The organism is Myxococcus eversor (genome assembly GCF_010894455.1).
In the GTDB taxonomy this organism is placed as follows: domain Bacteria; phylum Myxococcota; class Myxococcia; order Myxococcales; family Myxococcaceae; genus Myxococcus; species Myxococcus eversor.
Genome location: NZ_JAAIXY010000007.1, coordinates 177155 through 197408, shown reverse-complemented (window position 1 = coordinate 197408; position 20254 = coordinate 177155). Strand labels below are relative to the sequence as shown.

Below are 20254 nucleotides of genomic sequence, written 5' to 3'. Positions count from 1 at the left end.
GCACGAAACGCCGCAGTGAGGGACGGGCAGTGAGGATTCACTGTGCTAGGAGAGCGCGAATATGACGACCGAGCAGCCGCGTGCCCGCCGCCCGCGCCGCCACTTCTCGATGATTCGCACCTTCGTGCTCGCCGACTTCGTGACGCTCGGCAACGGCTTCGCGGGAGCGGGGACCATCCTCGCCGCGATGCAGTACCTGGCCACGTGGCGTGTGGGCTTCCTGTGGGTGGCCTTCGCGTTGATGCCGGTGGCGCTGGTGATGGATGTCCTGGACGGGAGAATCGCCCGGTGGCGCTACAAGAAGTCGCCGCTGGGGGCCGACCTGGACTCCCTGGCGGACGTCATCTCCTTCGGCATGGCGCCCGCGGCGCTGGCCTTCGCGGTGGGGATGCGGGGGGCGCTGGACGTGGCGGTGCTCCTGTACTTCGTCGCGTGCGGCATCAGCCGGCTGGCGCGCTTCAACGTCACGTCGGCGGAGCTGGCGGACGCGACGGGGAAGGTGAAGTACTTCGAGGGGACGCCCATTCCCACCAGCCTGGCGCTGGTGATGGTGCTGGCGGCGGCCACGTGGATGGGGCGCATTGGCGACACCCTGCTGGGTGGGGCGTGGGACGTGGGGCCGGTGGTGCTTCATCCCCTGGTGCTGCTGTATGCGGCCAGCGGCAGTGCCATGATCAGCAAGACGCTGCGAATCCCGAAGATTTGAAAGTGAACGGGGCGGCCCCCCCTGACACCGGGATTGCCCTTCGTGGGTGGTTGCCCGCCCACGGGTGGGTGCCTAGCTTGGCCAACTGATCCGCTCCAGTGCCTCGTTCGAGGCTTGCGGGGCGGAACCGGGCGATGGGCGTGGGGAAGGGGTGGAGGCCATGACGGGGCGCTGGGGCATTTGGGCCCTCGCGGTGTTGGGGCTGGTGGCTGCCGCGGGGTGTGCTGATCGTGAACGGTCGTCCCTCGCGGACGGTCGGCTGACGGCGACTCCGGGCGGGATGGACTTCGAGAAGGTCGCCCTCTTCGATGCGCGCGAGACGGAAATCTCGCTGCGCAACGTGGGCCGGGCCCCTGTCGATGTGAACGAGGTCTGGGTGGAGGGCCCGGAAGGGGCCTACCGGGCGGAGTTCACGCACGAGGGGCCACACAGCCTGGCGCCTGGCAGCGCGTGCGCCCTGCGCGTGCGCTTCGCGCCCATGAAGGCGGGCGGCCAGGATGCGTTCCTCGTCGTGCGCTCGGACACGCGCATCGAGCCGCTGATGCGCATCCCCCTGGCGGGCCTGGGCATCGACGCGTGGGCTCGGGTGTCGCCCCGCATGCTCGACTTCGGGCGGATTGAAGCGGACTCGACGAAGACGCTGGTGCTGACCTTGGAGAACCCCACGGAGCTGCCCGTGGAGGTGACGCCCCGCCTGGTCGGCGCGGACCGGGCGGAGTTCGTCGCGGGCCCCGTCGTCGTGGCCCCGGGCGGTAGCGCGGAGCTGCCCCTGACGTTCAACCCCGTGCGCGTGGGCCGCAAGCAGGTGGCGCTGGCGGTGACGCCGTGCCGGGGCTGCGCGGATGTGACGGTGCAGGTGGCCGCGGAGGCGCTGGAGCAGGCCGTCATCGCCGAGCCGCCCGTGCTGGACTTCGCGGCGGTGCCGGTGGACCGAGAGGCCTTCCGCGAGTCTCGCATCCACAACATCAGCACCGAGCCGATGACCGTCACGCGGCTCACGCTCGACGGGCTGGATGCCTCCTTCTCCCAGGCGAACGCGGGCTTCCCGCTGGTGCTCCAGCCCGGCGAGGTGCGCGGCTTCCAGTTCCGCTACAGCCCCGGCCACATGGGCCCCGCGGACGACATGGCCCGCTATCACGTGGTGAGCAAGCGGCACCCCACCACCGACGTGAAGCTCAGGGGCTTCGGCGGCGCGTCGGAGCTGTGCGTGTCGCCGATGACCTACGACTTCGGCACCCAGCCCCTGGGCTCGAAGACGCGCGTCATCGTCAACGTGAAGAACTGTGGCTCCTCCAACGCGGGAGCGCTCACGCTGGAGTCGCTGGCGTGGCAGCCGGACCCCTCGGGCGCGCTCCAGTTCAACAACACCCCGCTGGCCATGCCGCTCACGCTGCAGCCGGGGCAGGAGGTCAACATCTCCGTCTTCTACGAGCCCATGCGTCCGGGCGCGGCGACGGGCGTGCTGGTGCTGACGACGAACGCGTACTCGGCCGCCACGGTGGAGCTGGACTTCCAGGGCACCGCGCAGGAGCACGCGCCCTGCGACCTCACGGTGACGCCGCTCGCGCTGGACTTCGGCACGGTGCCTCCGGGCCGGGGCGCGGTGCTGGGCGTGAAGCTGGAGAACAAGGGCACGGACCTGTGCCCGGTGAAGAACATCCAACTTCGCGACAACGGCGGCGGCAGCTTCCGCATGCCGGGTGGGGACCTCTTCGGCGTCATCATCTACCCGGGGGACTGGTTCAGCTTCCAGGTGGCCTTCCAGGCGCCTCATGACGGCGGAGACTTCACGGGCATGCTCCAGGTGGAGCAGATGGACCCCGTCAATCCCGTCATCTTGGTGCCGCTCCTGGCCCACTCGCAGGCGACGTGTCTGATGGCGTCGCCCTGGTACGTGGACTGGGGCGTGGCGCGGCGCGACTGTCCGCCCGAGCCGCGCGAGGTGAACTACCTCAACGCGTGCACCATGCCGGTGACGGTGTCCAACGTGTGGATTGGCCCGGGCACGACGGACGGCGAGTTCACCCTGGGCGGGGTGCCCGCGCCCATGCCCTTCACGCTGCAGCCCGGCGACGCCTTCACGGTGGACCTGGACTACGCCGCGCAGGTGTACGGCATGAACCTGTCGCCGCTCTACGTGAGCTCCAGTGATTTGCCCGCGCCGCTCTTGGTGCCGCTCATCGGCGAGTCCTCCAAGCGCACGGACAAGACGGACACCTTCACCCAGCAGGACGTGAGCAAGGTGGACGTCCTCTTCGTCGTGGACAACACGGCGTCCATGGTGGAGGAGCACCCGCGCCTGGTGTCCGCCATCCCCTCGTTCGTGGACGCGGCGCGCGCCAAGCAGGTGGACATGCACGTGGCCGTCACCACGACGGGAATCACCCAGGTGGCGGCGACGTGCCCCGGCGGCGCGCAGGGCGGCGAGGCGGGGCGCTTCTTCCCCGTGGACAACGCGCGGCCTCGCATCCTCACCAACGGCATGCCCAACCTGACGGCGCTGCTCCAGCAGAACGTGCAGGTGGGGCAGTGCGCCCAGGTGGAGCAGGGCTTCGAGGCGATGCGCCGCGCGCTGTCTCCGCCGCTGGTGAACAACGCGGATGATCCCCGCACGCCGGCGGCGCAGGACGGCAACCTGGGCTTCCTGCGTGACTCGGCGGCCCTGGTCGTCGTGTTCGTGGGCGACGAGGATGACCACTCGCCGGACGCGGTGGATACCTACGTGCAGTGGGCGCAGCAGCGCAAAGGGCAGAACCAGCCCCAGCGCGCGACGTTCTACGCCATTGCCCCCACGGCGACGGCGTGCGGAACGGCGGGCGGCACCGGCACGCGCTACGCGGAGGCGACGGCGCGCACCGGTGGCGAGGTGATGAACGTCTGCGCGGCCAACTACGGGCCGCTCCTGGCCGCGGTGGCCAACAAGGCCTTCTCCGCGCAGGACCGCTTCCCGCTCAGCGACGCTCCGGAGCCGGGGAGCGTGACGGTGACGGTGGACGGCGCCCCGGTGACGACGGGCTGGCGCTACGACGCCCCCACCAACAGCGTCATCTTCACCCACGTGCCCGCGCCAGGCGCCAAGGTGGCCATCTCCTACCGTCGCTCCTGCGACGCGGGCTGAAGCAGGGGAGCAGGCGCGTCGTGTGCGCCAGTCGAAGGGCCGGTCATCCGGCCCTCGACGTTCATGTCGGTCCCGGGTGCTACAGGTCTGGCTCCGCCTGTGCGGATGACCAGAAAATTGGAGGGCTCCTCACGGTGTGTACCCTGAGGTCGTACCCGCGCCCGCCGAGGAGGCACCCGGTGATGTCCCCAGACTCCGAAAACACGAAGACGACGAGCGTGGCTCGCTCTTCCCCGGCGCGCGCCCCGGGCCTGCGGGTGATTCAGGGCGAGGGCCGCCGACAGCAAGAGCCGCTCGCTTCCCGGGATGCCGTCGCCCGCGCGTTGATGGAGGCGGGAGCGGACATGCTCCTGCGACGGATCACGCCGGCCCGAGCCCAGGAAATCGAGCGTAAGGTGGACCGGGTCCTGGACCTGTTCGACAGGGTGGATGCGGCCCCGGTGCTGATGCCGGTGCTCAAGCGCCACCTGGACGAACTGGAGGCGCTGATGCGGGAGTCGCGCGAGGTCCGCGCCGCCCGGCGGTAACCACGGAGGGGGGCACGGGTTCCGCCGTGTCTACAAGGGTTTGACCCCCCTGTCGTGTGCGCTTACGCTCGGGGCTTCGCCGCGCCCGGATTCCGGAAGGCCACGGGCCGTGGGTTTTCCCCGTGGGTGGGGTGCGGTCGGGTCGCCGTGACCATTGAAACGTATGGCAGGTACCAGCTCCTGAAGCGACTCGCCATGGGCGGGATGGCGCAGTTGTATCTCGCGCGCCAGCCAGGTCCGGAGGGCTTCGAGAAGCTGGTGGTGGTGAAGCGAATCCTTCCGCACCTCGCGGAGAACGACGACTTCGTGAAGATGTTCCTGGATGAGGCGCGCATCGCCGCGCGGCTCAACCACGCCAACGTCGTGCAGATTTTCGACCTGGGCGCGCAGGACGACTCGTTCTTCATCGCCATGGAGTACATCCATGGCGAGGACATGCGGCGGGTGTGGAAGCAGTCGGAGGCCATGGGGCAGCCCATCCCCGTGCCGCTGGTGTGTCGCATCCTCATCGAGGCGTGCTCGGGCCTGGACTACGCGCACAAGCGCACGGACCCGACGACGGGCAAGCCGCTGGACATCGTCCACCGCGACGTGTCCCCGCAGAACATCCTCGTCACGTTCGAGGGCGGGGTGAAGGTGGTGGACTTCGGTATCGCCAAGGCGGCGGACCAGGCCACCGTCACGCGCTCGGGCGTGTTGAAGGGGAAGTATTCGTACATGTCGCCGGAGCAGGCGGCGGGGCAGCGCGTGGACCGGCGCTCGGACATCTTCGCCCTGGGCGTGGTGCTGTACGAACTGCTCACCAGCACGCGCCTGTTCAAGCGCCCCAGCGACATCCAGACGCTGGCCGCGGTGGCGGAGTGCAAGGTGGTGCCGCCGTCGCAGGCGTCCCCGCGCGTGCCGCAGGACCTGGATGCCATCGTCCTCAAGGCGCTCTCGAAGGACCCGGCGGACCGCTACCAGGAGGCGGCCCACCTTCAGCTCGCGCTGGAGGACTGGCTGACGGAGCGGCGGCTGCCCTCGTCGACGGCCCACGTCGGCGCGTACATGAAGGAGATCTACGCGGAGCGGCTGGCGTCGGAGGCGCGCTCGGGAGAGCTGCTGACGGAGGACTCGGACCCTGTTTCGGGCTCCGGGCGCCAGGATGCGAGCTCGCGGCGGTCGGGGCTTCGGCCCGCGCTGCCGCGCTCCACCGGGGCGCAGGAGGGGGAGACGGCGGCGCTGCGGCCTCGCGGCACGGGCAAGACGGGCCGCATCGAACTGGAGTCCCCCAGCGGCCGGCTGACGGGCCAGCGCCGTCAGGTGGACCCGGCGCCGCCGGAGCGCTCCTCGCGCTCGGGACTGGGCGCGGTGCAGGCGCCGCCTCAGGTGGAGGAGGACGCGCCGACGATGGACGGCCGCGCCGCCTCACGGGCGACGCTGACGGACGTGAAGATCGCCACGGAGCCGAAGCCGGCCGAGGGACGGGCCGCCTCGCGCGTGGCGAACCCGCAAGCGCGGGAGCAGGAGTCGCACGGCCCGGAGGGGCGCGCCGTCACGCGGCCGATGCCCGCCGTCACGCACCATGTGGAAGAGGACGCGCCGACGCTGGCGATGCCGGAGATGGCGGGCCCCCTGCCGCGCCCGTCACGGCTGTCGTTGCCCCTGCCTCGGGGAGCCGAGGAACTGGAGGAGCAGGAGGAGGACGCGCCCACGTTGTCGCTGGGCATGTCGCGACCGGGCCGCAAGAAGGGCGCGGCCGGGCGCCAGGCGGAGGCGTCGCCCCCGGCTTCCCGGCTGGGGTGGTGGATTCCCACGGTGGGGTTGGGCCTGGTGGTGCTGGTGCTGCTGTGGGGCTGGCTGAAGCCGGGGTCCGCCGTGCAGGCGCCGGCGCGGTTGGAGTCCGTGCCCGTCGGGGCGCGAGTCATGTTCGACGGGCAGGAGCTGGCGGATCGCACGCCGGTGACGCTGCCCGGGATGCCCGAGGGGCGCTATTCGCTGGTGTTGTCGCACGAGGGCTACCAGGAGCTGAGGACGGAGCTGGAGGTCCAGGCGACGGGGCCGGTGCCGCTGGGCGTGCTGCGGCTGGTGCCGGTGGCGCAGCAGGCTCCGGTGGAGAAGACGGCGCCGGTCCAGGTGCCCGTGGAGCCGGTGGCCGTGGCGAAGGTGCGGTTGCGCGTGGAGGCGCAGCCCGCGCAGGCCGTCGTCTTCGTGGATGGGCGGCAGCAGGGCGCGGCGCCGGTGATGCTGGAGGCCGAGCCGGGCGTGGCGCTGGCCGTCCGGGTGGAGGCCGCGAAGCACCAGTCGAGCGAGCGCACGGTGACGGTGGGCTCGGGGCCGGAGCAGGTGGAGCGCTTCACGCTGAATCCGGAGGCTCGGGTGGTGGCTCCCACGCCGCCGCCGTCGCGTCCTCCGAGGCCGGAGCCTCGCGCGGAGACTCGCACGGCGAAGGTCCGCTTCGCGGTGCGGCCCTGGGCGGAGGTGACGTGCGGAGGCAAGAAGCTGGGGGAGACGCCCTTCGAGGCGGTGGAGCTGCGCGTCGGGACCTATGACTGCAAATTCTTCAATCCCGACCTCAAGAAGACGCTCAGTCGACGTATCGAGGTGAAGGCCATCGACCTCAACGTGGTGAGCGTGAAGTTCGAATAGCGCATGTTCCCGAAGCCCATGACGCTCGTCGCCGGTGCGCAGATCGGCAAGTACGTCGTCCGCCGCAAGCTCGCGGAGGGCGGGATGGCGGAGATCTACCTGTGCACCGCGCGCGGGGTGGAGGGTTTCGAGAAGGAAGTCGTCATCAAGCGGGTGCGTGCCTTCCTCGCGAGCGACCCGGAGTTCGTGGAGATGTTCATCGCGGAGGCGCGGCTGGCCTCGCGGCTGAACCACGAGAACGTGGTGCAGATTTTCGACTTCGACAAGCACGAGAACACGTACTACCTGGCGATGGAGTACGTGCGTGGCTGCTCCTTGTGGGAGCTGCGGCGCAAGTCCAAGGAGCTGATGGACCCGGTGCCGCCGGTGCTGGTGGCGCACCTGGGCGCGGAGGTGGCCCGAGGGCTTCACTACGCGCACCGCCTGAAGGTGAACGGGCAGCCGCTGGACCTGGTGCACCGGGACGTCACGCCGCACAACGTGCTGCTGTCGTATGACGGCGCGGTGAAGCTGACGGACTTCGGCATCGCGAAGGCGGGCAAGAAGCTGACGCAGCCCGGGGTGCTCAAGGGCAAGTTCGCGTACATGGCCCCGGAGCAGGCGCGCGGAGAGGCGGTGGACGCGCGCACGGACCTCTTCGCCCTGGGCGTGGTGCTGTGGGAGATGGTGACGGGCGGGCGGTTGTTCGACGGGGACTCCGAAGTCGCGGTGCTGCGCGCGGTACAGTTCAGCGTCATTCCGCCGCCGGCCCGGCTCAATCCGGAGGTGCCCCCGGAGCTGGACGCGGTGGTGATGCGCGCGTTGGAGCGCGACCCCGCCGCGCGGTTCCAGACGGCGGGTGAGCTGGAGCGGGCGCTGGCCCAGTGCGTGCTGAAGCACGCGAAGTCGGTGGATGACACGGACCTGGGTGCCTTCATGCGGCGCCTGTTTCCCGGGAGCCTCACGCAGGCGATGCCCGCGGTGCAGGAGCGCACGCACGTCGTCGACGGGGCACCGGTCCCCGATGACGATGATGAAGAGGACCTGGTGCCTCCGCCGCGAAGGGACCCCACGGCGGTGATGCGGGCGGGGCGCGCGGGGATGGCGCCGCCGTCGTCACCGGATGAGGACGTGGATGCGTCCACCTTCGTGCTCCCGCGTCGGGGGGAGGACGTGGAGGCGCTGTCCGTGCCGCTGCCGCCCATGGCCACGCCGATGATGCCGTTGCCCGCGGTGGCTTCGTCCCCCGTGCCGCGCGCGAATGCGCCGCTGCCGCCGCTGGCCGCGCCCATGGCCTCCGTGCGGCCGAGCCGCCCGGAGGGGACGCCCGCGGTGGCTTCACCGGAGGAGAGGCCGCGTTCCGACATCACGCCCGCCGCGCCCACGAAGACGCCGAGCCGTTCGAGTGGCCTGGCGCCCGTGTCGAGGGAGGGCGCCGCCGGGGCTTCGCCTCGAGAGGCCGAGTCCGAGCGCTCGTCGATGCCAGGGGGGGATGCCGCGCGTAATGTCATCGAGGCGGAGGAGCGCGCTGCCGGGTTGGCTCGGTCCTCGACGTCTGAGGCGGATGCCTCGCATGGTGCCTCCGAAGTGGAAGGGCGCGCTGCCGGGTTGTCGCGGTCCTCGAGTCATGGGGAGGAGCCGGGGCAGGGGGCTGACGAACCGTCGCAGCGCGGCGCGGTGGTGGGCTCCTCGGCTCATTCAGAGGGAACGTCACCTGACGTGGAGGCGGTAGACGGCGCCAGGTCGATGCGGCTCACCGCCGCGTCGGAAGCTCCAGCCTCGACGCGCGGCTCCGAGGACCGTGACGCCGGGATGGCCTCCAATGTCCGCGATGCGAGCGCGCGGCCGCACGTGCCCGGCGCGCGAGAGGGCGGCCCTCAGTCACTCTCGGGCAGCGAGGTCCCCACCGTCACCGAGTCCTCGCCTGGACAGCCGAAGCGCTCGGGATGGCTCAGGCCGCGTCGCATGGTAGGCGCGACGATGGCCCTCGGATTCCTGCTCATCGTGGGCGCCGGGGTGATGAATGGGCTCCGCTCCGACCAGTCCGCGGAGACGCCGAGTCCCACCCACGCACCGCCGACCGTCGCATCGACGCCGACTGACGCTCCCGCCACCGCCCGGCCTTCGGCACCCGCCGCCGGCTCCGTCGGAAGTGTCGTGAAGGAGACGAAAGACACGGCGCCCGCTCAGCCCGAGCCGCGCCCTGTCTCCCCGGGCAGCACTCCCTCCGCCGCGAACCCCGAGCCGGAGCCCTCCGATTCGGACGCGGAGGTGGATGGGCTGAAGCGGGAGGCCGTCCTCGGCACGGCACCGAAGTCAGTCGACGCTCCATCGGACCTCGCGCCGCGAGCCGCCGCCGCGACAGGCCTGCTCCAGCTCCGGGCAACCCCGTACGCGACGGTGTTCCTGGACGGCCGCCGCCTGGGTGAAGTCTCGGGCCGCGCCTCGTACAAGCTGGCTCCGGGTACCTACAAGCTCCTCTTCCAGCATCCCTCGGGAGAGAAGCGCTACGACGTCACCATCACCGCCGGCGCCACGGTGACGCGCGAGTTCCGCCCGCCGCGCGGCCGCTGACCCCGCGCCACCTCGGCGCATCCCCCGTCTCACTGCTACTCCCGCGCTGACACCCGCGCGGCGCCCCCTGGGGCTCCGCCGTGCGCGCGGACCCGGGTTCCATCACACCCCGGGCACCACCACACGCCAGCGCTCCGGGTCTTCCTTCACCCCGTGGTGAGGCCGCGCCGTGCCGCCTGGCGCGTGGCGCGCGCGCCCGTTTTCGAAGCGTGAACCGGCCGACACCGCAACGGACCTGTAGCGGTCTTCCTTGACACCGAAGGCCCATTTCTGGCACTCAGTGTCCTCCTCTGAGTAGCTTATATTCAATGGAATCGATGGACCTGCTGGCTCCCGACGAGATTGCTCGGATTGAGCGCGAGAACGCGGGAGGACTCCCCGCGAGCGCCATTCTGGAAATCTTTCGTCCGCGGGGCGTGCGTCTGTCGGAGGCGACCTTCCGCAAGTACGTCCAGGCGGGGTTGCTACCGAGGAGTCGCCGGGTGGGGCGGAAGGGGAAGCACCAGGGGAGCCTGGGGCTCTACCCGGTGGAGGCAGTGCGCCGCATCAACGTCATCAAGAAGATGATGGCGGAGGGGCACACCCTCGAGGACATCAAGAAGTCCTTCGTGTTCCACAGCAATCACATCGACCAGGTGGAGCGGGACCTCGGCGGTCTATTCGACGGGCTGCGGGACGAGTTGGGAGAGCGGGCCTTCGGGGGGGAGCACCGACGTTCGCTCGAAGCACAGTTGGCAACGCTGCGGCAAAGAGCGCAGGATCTGGTCCGGGACGTGGCCCGGCTGGGCAGCGCAGTCACCGCACGCGAAGACGAAACGATGAGTTCGCAATAAGATGCCGGCCCTGGAGCCGGTGGACCCGGTTAGACTGGCCTCACGTGGAGGGGACATGTCGGAAGTGAAGCAAGTGGAGGAGGGCGGAGACCAGGCGCAAGAGGACCTGAGCCAGGAGCGCCGACGGTCCAAGACGATGTCGCGCAAGGAGATGGCGCGTGATTTGCGCCGTCGACGTCTCACGGGTCAGGTGGACCCGGAAGAGGCGGACCTGCTCAAGCAGATGGACGACACGCGTCCGCGCACCCGCGCCGACTGCGTCAACGGTCCTCGCCCGTGCATGTTCGTCTCCTGCAAGCACAACCTCTATCTGGATGTGAATCCGGAGACGGGGTCCATCAAGCTGAACTTCCCGGACAAGGAAATCTGGGAGCTCGAGCACACCTGCGCCCTGGACGTGGCGGAGAAGGGTGGAATCACGCTCGAGGAGGTGGGGGAGATCATGAACCTCACCCGCGAGCGCATCCGCCAGGTGGAGACGCGCGGGTTGATGAAGCTGCGCGAGGCCACCGAGGCCGAGCCGCCTGTTTCGGCCCGCAAGCCGATGTGACTGGCGGCTCGCCGCCGCCGACGGAGCGCCGACGTGTTGCGTTGACACCCCAGGGGGTGGTTGCTACTACCGCCGCTTCCCGCACACCGAGGCGCACACGTGCTGGCTCTCCTCAGCGTTTCCGATAAGCGAGGTCTGGTTCCCTTCGCCCAGGGGCTGGTTGGCCTGGGCTACCGCCTGCTGTCGACGGGTGGCACGCTGGAGGCGCTCAAGGGCGCTGGCATCGCCGCCACGCAGGTGTCCGAGCACACACACAGTCCGGAGATTCTCGGCGGCCGTGTGAAGACGCTCCACCCGCGCATCCATGGCGGCATCCTCGGTCGCCTGGAGCTGGAGGCGGACCGCGAGGAGATGAAGGCTCACGGCATCGAGCCCATCTCGCTGGTCGCCGTGAATCTCTATCCGTTCCGCCAGACGGTGGCCTCGGGCGCGGAAGAGGCGGAGGTCATCGAGCAGATTGATATCGGCGGGCCGGCGATGGTGCGCGCCTCCGCGAAGAACTTCCGGCACGTGGCCGTCGTCGTGGACCCGGACGACTATCCCGCGGTGCTCGCGGAACTGGAGCAGCACAAGGCGGTGGGCGAGACCACCCGGCGCAAGCTGATGCGCAAGGCGTTCGCGCACACGGCGGCCTACGACGCCTCCATCTCCGCGTGGCTGTCCGCCGAGGCGGGCGACCCCTTCCCCGGAGAGCTGTCGCTGTCGTTCCGCAAGGCGCAGGACCTGCGCTACGGGGAGAACCCGCACCAGCGCGGCGCCTTCTACCGCGAGCACTCGGCGCCCTCGGAGCCGACGGTGGGCTTCGCGCGGGTGCTCCAGGGCAAGGAGCTTTCGTACAACAACATCCTGGACCTGGATGCCGCGCTGGGCCTGGTGCTCGAGTTCCCCGAGCGTCCCGCCGCCGTCATCATCAAGCACAACACGCCGTGTGGCGTGGCGGTGGATGACGCGCTGGTGAAGGCGTACCGCACGGCGCGGGCGGTGGATGAGACGTCCGCGTTCGGCGGCATCGTCGCGTTCAACCGCGAGGTGGACGAGGCCACGGCCCAGGCCATGGCGGAGACGTTCCTGGAGGCGGTCATCGCGCCGTCGTATTCGCAGGCGGCGCTCCAGGTGCTCGCGGCGAAGAAGAACCTGCGGCTCCTGGAGGCGGGGGCGTCGCTGGCCTCGCCGACCGTCCGGCCGAGGGCCCAGCTCGATGGCCGGAGCGTGTCCGGAGGCCTGCTCCTGATGGACCGGGACGCGGTGGAGCCGGAGCTGAGCTGGAAGGTGGTGTCCAAACGAGCACCCACACCGGACGAGGAGCGGGCCCTCCGCTTCGCCTGGAAGGTGTGCAAGCACGTCAAGAGCAACGCCATCGTCTTCGCCTCTGGGAGCCAACTGCTGGCCCAGGGCGGCGGACAGACGAATCGAGTGGATTCGGTCCGAATCGCGATGCAGCGCGGCGGGCAGGCCCTCCAGGGGGCCGCCGTGGCGTCGGATGCCTTCTTCCCCTTCCGGGACGGCCTGGACGAGGCGGCCCGGGCGGGTGCGACCTGTGTCATCCAGCCTGGCGGCTCTGTTCGGGATGCGGAGGTCATTTCGGCCGCCGACGAACATGGGATGGCCATGGTGGTGACCGGAGTGCGACACTTCCGGCACTGACTCATGCGCATCGTCTGCCAGAAATGCGCGGCCGCCTATGCCATCGATGATCGACTGATCACGGCAAAGGGTGTCCGCGCGCAATGTCCTCGTTGCCGGAACTTGCAGCTCGTCCGGCGCGATCCTTCGGCCGTGCCCTCTGGGGACGCTCCGGCCGCACCGCCGCGTCCCTCGGCGCCCACCCCCGCGTCGTCAGCGCCACCTCCGGCGGATGACCTGTTCGGCGACTTCGGCAATCCGCCCGCGGAACAACCTCCCGCCCCACAGGCCCGGCCCGCGAAAGCCGCGGCGCCGGAAGCGGACCTGTTCGCGGACTTCGGCGCGCTGCCGTCGCCGACTCCCGCCACGGCGCCCCCGGTGGATCCATTCGCGGAGCTGGGGCCGCCGCCAGGGCCTCCCTCGGCGGGAGGAGATCCGCTGCTCGACTTCCTCGGCCCCGCGCCCGCGGCGCCGCCCGCTCCCGTCGCGCGCATCTCCTCGGAGCCCGGCGCGGTGCCGGTCTCCGTGAAGCCTCCGACTCCGGCGGCTCCGCCGCGCACGGCTCCCGCGCCCGCACCGGCGCCCGCCGTGGTCGCCGCGCCCAAGCCCGCGACCATGGGCTGCCGCAACTGCGACAAGCCGCTGACGGATGCGTTCGACCAGGCGCTCGGCATCTGCGACGACTGTCGTCAGCGCGAGCCCGCGGGCGGACCCGCGCCCAAGGCGGAAGCCCCGGTTCCCGTCACCGCGCCCGGGAATGTGGACTTCCTGCCCCCGCTCTCGTCGCCGGATGAGGGTGGCGCGGACTTGCTGGAGCTGATGCCCCGGGATGGCTCGGGCCCGCGCGCCGCGCCGGGCGTGACTGGCGCGGCGCCTTCGCTGGGCACGGAGCCCCGGAGCAATCCCCGCGCGGCGGCGGGAGGGGCTCGAACCACCACGTCCTCCAGCCTCCGCTCCGGTTCCGCGGAGAAGCAGGGTGGGCGTGGTTCCCCGGGTGGAGGCCGCTGGGCCCTGGTGGGTGGGCTGACGTTGCTCGTCGTCGGCACGGGGGTGGGCGGCTTCTTCTTCGTGAAGCACCAGGAAGCGGAGCGCCGTCGGACGGAGGTGGTTCCGGTCGCTGCGATTCCCGAGGCCGTGCAGGCGGTGCTGCCTCGGTGGAAGCTGAAGTACCTGGAGCTGGAGGGCACCGGCGCGGAGCGGCTCGCGGAGGGTCAGAAGCAGCTCGCCCGTGACGAGCGCTTCGCCTATGCGGAAGCGGAGGAGTCCTTCCAGCAGGCGCTGCTCCTGGACCCGCGCAGCGACGAGGCCATCGCCGGCTATGTCCAGGCGCTGGCGCTGGGACGAGGCGCCGGGCTGGACGACTCCACCTTCGCGGAGGCGAGCGCGCTGGTCGAGGCCTCGGAGTCTCGCGCGGGGCGCACCCCGCTGCTGCTGCTGGCTCACGCCAACCTGCTCCTGACGCGCTCACGGCAGGCGGAGCCGCTCAAGCAGGCCAAGGAACTGGCGGACGAGTCGCTCAATCAGGCGCAGGCGACGGACGCGCAGAAGGCCGAGGCCCACCTGGTGCTGGGCCGGTGTTTCCTGTCGTCCTCGGGGGCGCTGGCGCGCAATCACTTCGACTCCGCGGAGAAGCTGGCGCCCGAGCTCAAGCGCATCCAGTACTACCGCGCGCTCGCGCACGAGTCGGCCGGCGAGTACTCGCTCGCGCTGGACACGCTGCGCAAGCGACTGAAGGCGGACCCCAGGGACTGGGACAGCCTGTCGGCCACCTCGCGCATCTACCAGGAGGTGGGTGAGCCGGGCGAGGCGCGCAAGCTGTACGAGGCGCGCGTGAAGGCGGACCCCGGGGAGCTGCGGGCGCTGCTGCCGCTCGCGGTGTTGCGCTACCAGTCCGAGGGCAATCCCGCCGCGGGCGTGCGCGAGCTGCGCGCGCTCTTGAAGGCCCGCGAGCGCCATGGCGACCGCGACGTGGCGGAGGTGCTCGTGCACCTGGCCGCCGCGGAGCGCGCCGCGGGCAACAGCGAGGCGGGAGTGAAGTTCGCGGAGGAGGCGCTCGGGTTGGCGAAGGAGCTGCCCGAGGCACACCTCCAGGTCTTCCTCGTCGCCCTGGAGCAGCGCGACGCGGCGAATGCCCGCAAGCACCTGGAGGGCTTCAAGGGACGGCTGGAAGACCGCGCCCTGGAGATGGTGCTGGAAGGCCGCGTGCTGCTGCTGGAGAAGAAGCCCGCGGAGGCGCTGGAGCGCTTCCAGGAGGCGGTGTCGCGGGATGAGCGCAGGCTGGACGCGCAGCTCCTGGCGGGCGTGGCGGCGGCGGGGGCGAAGCGGCGCGAGGATGCGTTCCGCGCGCTGAACCTGGCGCTGCGCGCGGACCCGATGCGGCTGGAGCCTCGGCCCCTGGTGACGCGCTTCTGGATGCGGCCGTCGGAGACGGTGAAGGGCGTGGAGGACGTCATCCTCTCGCTCGCGGTGAACGCGGACGACCCGGGGCCGTACCTCTACGAGGGCCTGCTGCGCTTCCACCAGGGAGAGCTCGACGCGGCGGACCGGCACTTCCGGGACGTGCTGGAGTCGGACGCGAACAATGCGGGTGCGCTGGCGTACCGGGCGCTCATCGCGCTGCGACGAGGGAACCTGAACGAGGCGCGTGCGCTGTCGACGCGCGCGGTGTCCGCGGGGCGGCAGTTGCCCGTGGCGCATCTGGCCCAGGGGCTGGTGCTGGCGGAGAGCCGTCAGGTGGAACCCGCGAAGCGCTCCTTGCGTGAGGCGCTGGGGCTGTCTCCCACGCTGCTGTCGGCCAAGGCGCGGCTCGCGGAGCTGGAGGCGCCGCAGCGTCGTGACGGCGCGCGTGCTCAGTTGGTGAGCGTGGTGGGGTTGGACCCCGCGTACCTCCCGGCCAAGCGGATGCTCTACCTGTTGGAACGGTGAGGTGGATGTGAAGGTCCTGTTGCTGGGTTCCGGAGGCCGTGAACACGCGCTGGCGTGGAAGCTCTCCCAGAGTCCCCGGCTCACGCGGTTGTTGTGCGCCCCGGGCAACCCGGGCACGGCGAAGCTCGCGACCAACGTGCCCGTGAAGGCCGACGCGCCGGACGAGGTCGTGGCGCTCGCCCGGCGGGAGCGGGTGGACCTGGTGGTGGTGGGGCCGGAGGCACCGCTGGTGGCGGGCGTGGCGGACGCGCTGGCGAAGGCGGGCATCCCCTGCTTCGGGCCGGTGGCGGGCGCGGCGCTCATCGAGGGCTCCAAGGCCTTCGCCAAGGAGATCATGGCCGAGGCGGGCGTTCCCACCGCGGCCTTCAAAACCTTCACCGACGCCGCCGAGGCGGAGGCCTACGCGGTGGCGCAGGGCCGCATCGTCGTCAAGGCGGACGGGCTGGCCGCGGGCAAGGGCGTCATCGTCGCGCACGACGTGGACTCCGCGCGCGAGGCGGTGCGAGCGGTGGCGGCGCTGGGCTCGTCGGGGCAGCGCATGGTGCTGGAGGAACTGCTGGAGGGCGAGGAGGTCTCCGCCATGGCGCTCTGTGACGGCGAGCGCTACGTCATGCTGCCGCTGTCTCAGGACCACAAGCGCGTGGGAGATGGAGACACCGGCCCCAACACCGGCGGCATGGGGGCCTACAGTCCCGCGCCGTTTCTCGACGAGGCGCAGCTGGCGGAGGTGGGGGAGAGCGTCATCGCCCCCACGCTGGCGGTGCTTCGCCGTCGTGGGCTTCCCTTCAAGGGCGTGCTGTACGCGGGGCTGATGCTCACGCGCGGCGGGCCCAAGGTGCTGGAATTCAACGCGCGCTTCGGAGACCCGGAGACGCAGGTGTTGATGATGCAGTTGGGCGAGGACCTGCTGCCGCTGGTGGATGCGTGCGCGCGCGGCCAGTTGGAGCCGCGTGTGCTGGTGACGGCGCCGGGCGCCTCGGTGGGCGTGGTGCTGGCGGCGCAGGGCTATCCGGACGCGCCTCGCAAGGGGCAGCGCATCGACGGGCTGGACGCGGTGCCGACGGACGCCACGGTGTTCGTCGCGGGCGCGGAGGCGCGGGACGGCGCGCTGGTGACGAGCGGCGGGCGGGTGCTGACGGTGTGCGCGCGGGGCGAGGACCTGTCGCGCGCGCGGGAGCGGGCGTACGCGGCGGTGGAGGCGGTGCGCTTCGAGGGCATGCACTTCCGTCATGACATCGGCGCGAAGGGGATGAAGGCCGCGCCGTGACGCGCATCTCCCGCTATCTCCTCAGTGAGCTGCTGGTCCCCCTCGGTGTGTGGGTGGCCTTCATGTTCCTGCTGCTGTTCGTGATGCAGTTCCTGCGAGGCACGGACGTGCTCCTGGGCTCGTCGGTGACGGTGCTGGACCTGGGTCGGCTGGTGGCCTACCTCACGCCGCACTTCCTGATGATGGCGCTGCCCATTGCGTTCCTGCTCGCCATCCTGCTGGGGCTCGGGCGACTGGGAGAGGACCGCGAGCTGACGGCGCTCCAGGCGCTGGGTGTGGGCCCCACGCGCCTGCTCTTCGCTCCGATGGGCGTGGCGGTGGCGCTCAGCGTGTTGATGCTCATCATCACCTCCACCGCGCAACCCTGGGGCCTCACGGGCGTGAAGGAGCTGGTGAGCGAGGTCATCCGGAAGAACGTCGTCGGCGACGTGAAGTCCGGCACCTTCTACGAGGACCTGAGTGACTTGACGCTGTACGCGGAGCAGGTGTCCTCCCAGGATGGCAAGTGGACGAACGTGCTGTTGCACGATGACCGCGAGGCGAACTCACCCCTGCTGGTGCTGGCGCACCGGGGCCAGGTGGGCACGTCCAGCGGTGGAGAGGTGCTGCGCTTCGCCCTGGAGGATGGCGAGGTGCACCGCTCCGGTCGCGCGTCCGAGGACTACAGCGTCATCCACTTCGACCGGGCGGAGATCAGCGTGGGCGTGGGCGCGTCCATGGGCAAGCGGGGCCGCTTCACCTCCGCCAAGGAGGAGCTGACGCCGTCGGAGCTGCTCCAGGCCGCGAGCGAGGCGGAGGCGAGTGGTGGGGATGCGCGCGGCTTCAGGATGGCGCTGCACAGCCGCCTGGGGGGCGCGCTGGCGCCCATCGCCTTCGCGTTGCTCGGCACGCCGCTGGCCATCGGTCGCCGACAGGCGGGCCGCGCGTGGGGCTATCTCCTGACGCTGGGCGGTTACGTCCTGTACTACCTCTTGAGCCGCGCCTTCGAGCAGCTGGGCCAGCAGGGCAAGCTGCCGGCGCCGCTGGCGGGACAATTGGCGAACGTCATCTTCATGCTGGTGGGCGCGGTGGCCCTGTACCGGGTGAGCCGCTCGGGGACGGTCCGGTGAGACTGACGCTCTTCGGGTACGTGCTGAAGACGTACATCCGCTTCGCGCTGGGCATCCTCGGCGGGCTGGTGCTCGTCTTCGTGGTGGTGGACTTCGTCGACCGCGCGAAGACGTACACGGGGCCGGGCTGGGTGATGGATGCGGCGAAGCTCTACGGCTACAAGGCGCTGATGGCGGTGCAGCAGCTCGGGCCCGCCGCGCTGCTGCTGGCCGCGGGCACGACGGTGTCCGCGTTGCGCAAGCAGGGCGAGGTGACGGCCATCCGCGCGCTGACCTTCGGTCCCACGGCGCTGTACGCACCCGTGCTGGCCTTCGGACTCATGGCGTGCACGGGGCTCATCGCCTTCGACGAAGTCATCGCGACGCACGCGGGACGGCGCGTCGATGAAATCACCACACAGCGCTTCAATCGCTGGGGCGACTGGCGCTTCTACTACACGCCGAAGCAATGGTTCCGACGCGGCGACCACATCTTCTTCCTCCGCGCGGGCAGCGCGCAGGAGGGCTTCCAGGACGTGTCCATCTTCACCCTGTCGCGGGAGTTCAAGCTGGAGCGGCGGCTGGACGCATCGCGGATGGAGTGGCTGGACGGGACGCGCTGGCGGCTGACGGAGGTGGTGGAGCGCTCCTTCGCCGGAGAGAAGCACACGTCGGTGAAGAGCCTGGAAAGCGCCGAGTACGAGCTGGGCATCGCCGCCTCGGCCTTCCGCATCCGGCCAGGACGCCCGGAGCAGATGCGGGTGAGGGAGTTGCGCGAGCAGATTGTCGCGCGCCGCGAGGTGGGTCTGGCGACGAAGCAGTTCCAGCTCGCGCTGCACAATCGCTTCGCCTATCCGCTCGCGGCGCTGCCGGCGGCGCTCCTGGGGGTGGGGTTGGCGCTGCGCACCAATCGCCGGGGGCACCTCACCGCCGCCATCGTCGAGGGCCTGCTTGTCGCCGTGGCGATGTGGGGGTTGATGATGGTGTGCCGCACGTTGGTGCTCACCGAGCGATTGACCCCCCTGGTGGCGGCGTGGACTCCCCCCGTCCTGCTGGTGCTGGCGGCAGGGGCGCTGTGGCTGCGTCGCGAGGGCTTCCTCCACCTGCCCCGCCGTTGGCTCGCGGTGAGGTAGCGTGAGTCCATCCATGGACCATCCCTCCCAGCCCCGGCTGGAGATCTTCCTTCGTCGCGCCGTGGCTGGAGTCCTGCTCGTCTGGGCGGTGGGCCTGGTGCTGGCCGAAGTCGTGTTGCAGGTGGCCGCGTCCGCGGCGGTGCTGCTGGCACTGGTGCTGGCGGCGCGGCGTCAGCTGAAGCTGGCCTCCGACGTGCGCGCCTACGTGCTGGCCAGCGTGGCGCTGTGTGCGTGGCAGGTGGTGTCCCCCGGGCTGGCGCTGCTGACGGGCGCGGCGAGCGGGTGGCCTCGAAGCTCGCGCTACGGACAAGTCCTGGACTCGGTGGCGGGCGCCGCCGTGGCGTGCGTGGGCTCGGTGGGCGTGCCGTGGCTGGCGCTCGCGAGCACGGTGGCGGCGGGGTGGTTGTTCGACGCTGCGCTGGGCATGTTCCAGAACCGGGTGCGCTGGCCGTGGGAGCCCTTCGCGTTCCTCAAGCTGAATCCGGGCCGGCTGCACGAGAACTTCGGCACGGAGGCCTCTCCGCGCTACGCGGCCGGGGGCATCTTCTTCCACCGGCTGCGCTTCGCGCATGGCGCGATCGCCGCGCTGGGCCCCGCGCTCGCGGTGCTGGGCAGCTCCGAGGTGGCTCGGCGGCGCATGCTGGCGGGCGCGGTGGTGCTGGGTCTGCTGGTGTCCATCTACAACGCCTTCGCCCGCGCGGCGCTGGGCGCGGCGCTGCTGGTCAGCGTGGTGGCGCTGCTGCTGCTGGTGAGTGGCCTTGCGCGCAAGGCGGGCCTGGCGCTCATCGCGGTGCTGGTGGTGGTCGTCCTCACGTCACCTGCGTGGCGCGCGCGCCTGGAGAAGGCCGTGGGCAACATCTACGGCGGGGAGCGCGAGCTGGCCATGAAGGTGGGCTGGAGCCTGGTGCGCGAGCATCCGCTCCTGGGCGTGGGCTTCGGCAACCACAAGGCCGCCGTCCTCGCGAGGCAGGGGGAGTCTGGCATCACCGACTTGCTGGCCACCGACTCGCACAACCTCTGGTTGACGGTGTGGGCCGAGACGGGGCTGGTGGGCCTGCTGCTGACGCTGGCGGTGCACGGCCTGCTGGGCTGGGCTCTCATCCGTCGCTACCGCGCGGGCTCGCTGGCCGCCACGGGCGCGCTCTTGTCCTTCGTGGGCTTCCACATCCTCGCGATGGTGCACTACCTGCCGTTCCACTCCAGCGTGCACCTCTCCTTCGCCCTCATCTGGGGCCTGGGGCTGTGCGAGGGCAGTGACGTGCTGCGCGGGCGTCCGGCGCCGCGCTAGCGGGCCTGCGCTCCC

General features: G+C 70.8%; 13 protein-coding genes. All 13 read left to right on the top strand.

What is annotated here, in order from left to right; all coding sequences use genetic code 11:
- Positions 1–61: 61 nt before the first annotated feature.
- The 13 genes from pssA (at position 62) to G4D83_RS16195 (ending at position 20239) form a co-directional block, all read left to right on the top strand.
- A complete protein-coding gene (pssA, locus tag G4D83_RS16255) occupies positions 62–706 on the top strand; it encodes a CDP-diacylglycerol--serine O-phosphatidyltransferase (protein ID WP_141643788.1) in 645 nt (214 codons plus the stop codon).
- A gap of 160 nt (positions 707–866) precedes the next feature.
- Positions 867–3824, top strand: coding sequence for a choice-of-anchor D domain-containing protein (locus G4D83_RS16250; RefSeq protein WP_163865667.1), 2958 nt, complete (start codon positions 867–869; stop codon positions 3822–3824).
- 182 nt (positions 3825–4006) lie between these two features.
- The gene (locus tag G4D83_RS16245) at positions 4007–4351 is read left to right on the top strand and encodes a hypothetical protein (protein ID WP_217911100.1); all 345 of its coding nucleotides are present in this window, start codon (positions 4007–4009) and stop codon (positions 4349–4351) included.
- Between the two features lie 147 nt (positions 4352–4498).
- On the top strand, positions 4499–6979 hold the full coding sequence (locus G4D83_RS16240) for a serine/threonine-protein kinase (protein ID WP_240356355.1): 2481 nt from the start codon (positions 4499–4501) through the stop codon (positions 6977–6979).
- Between the two features lie 18 nt (positions 6980–6997).
- Positions 6998–9532, top strand: a complete 2535-nt coding sequence (locus G4D83_RS16235) for a serine/threonine-protein kinase (protein WP_163865870.1) — start codon at positions 6998–7000, stop codon at positions 9530–9532.
- Positions 9533–9840: 308 nt separating this feature from the next.
- Positions 9841–10365: a MerR family transcriptional regulator gene (locus G4D83_RS16230; protein WP_163865665.1), complete on the top strand. Its 525-nt coding sequence runs from the start codon at positions 9841–9843 to the stop codon at positions 10363–10365.
- Positions 10366–10420: 55 nt separating this feature from the next.
- Positions 10421–10915, top strand: a complete 495-nt coding sequence (locus G4D83_RS16225; protein WP_163865664.1) for a sigma factor-like helix-turn-helix DNA-binding protein — start codon at positions 10421–10423, stop codon at positions 10913–10915.
- A 99-nt stretch (positions 10916–11014) separates the two neighbouring features.
- Complete coding sequence (gene purH / locus G4D83_RS16220) at positions 11015–12559, top strand: bifunctional phosphoribosylaminoimidazolecarboxamide formyltransferase/IMP cyclohydrolase (protein WP_163865663.1); 1545 nt, start codon at positions 11015–11017, stop codon at positions 12557–12559.
- A 3-nt stretch (positions 12560–12562) separates the two neighbouring features.
- On the top strand, positions 12563–15463 hold the full coding sequence (locus G4D83_RS16215; protein ID WP_163865662.1) for a zinc-ribbon domain-containing protein: 2901 nt from the start codon (positions 12563–12565) through the stop codon (positions 15461–15463).
- Position 15464: 1 nt separating this feature from the next.
- On the top strand, positions 15465–16730 hold the full coding sequence (purD, locus tag G4D83_RS16210) for a phosphoribosylamine--glycine ligase (RefSeq protein WP_163865661.1): 1266 nt from the start codon (positions 15465–15467) through the stop codon (positions 16728–16730).
- Positions 16727–17839 (top strand): LptF/LptG family permease, encoded by a 1113-nt coding sequence (locus tag G4D83_RS16205; protein WP_163865660.1) that lies wholly within the window; start codon positions 16727–16729, stop codon positions 17837–17839. The genes purD and G4D83_RS16205 overlap by 4 nt, the downstream gene beginning before the upstream one ends.
- Complete coding sequence (locus tag G4D83_RS16200; RefSeq protein ID WP_163865659.1) at positions 17836–18951, top strand: LptF/LptG family permease; 1116 nt, start codon at positions 17836–17838, stop codon at positions 18949–18951. Before G4D83_RS16205 ends, G4D83_RS16200 begins: the two co-directional genes overlap by 4 nt.
- A 13-nt stretch (positions 18952–18964) precedes the next feature.
- Complete coding sequence (locus tag G4D83_RS16195) at positions 18965–20239, top strand: O-antigen ligase family protein (protein WP_163865658.1); 1275 nt, start codon at positions 18965–18967, stop codon at positions 20237–20239.
- Positions 20240–20254: the final 15 nt, after the last annotated feature.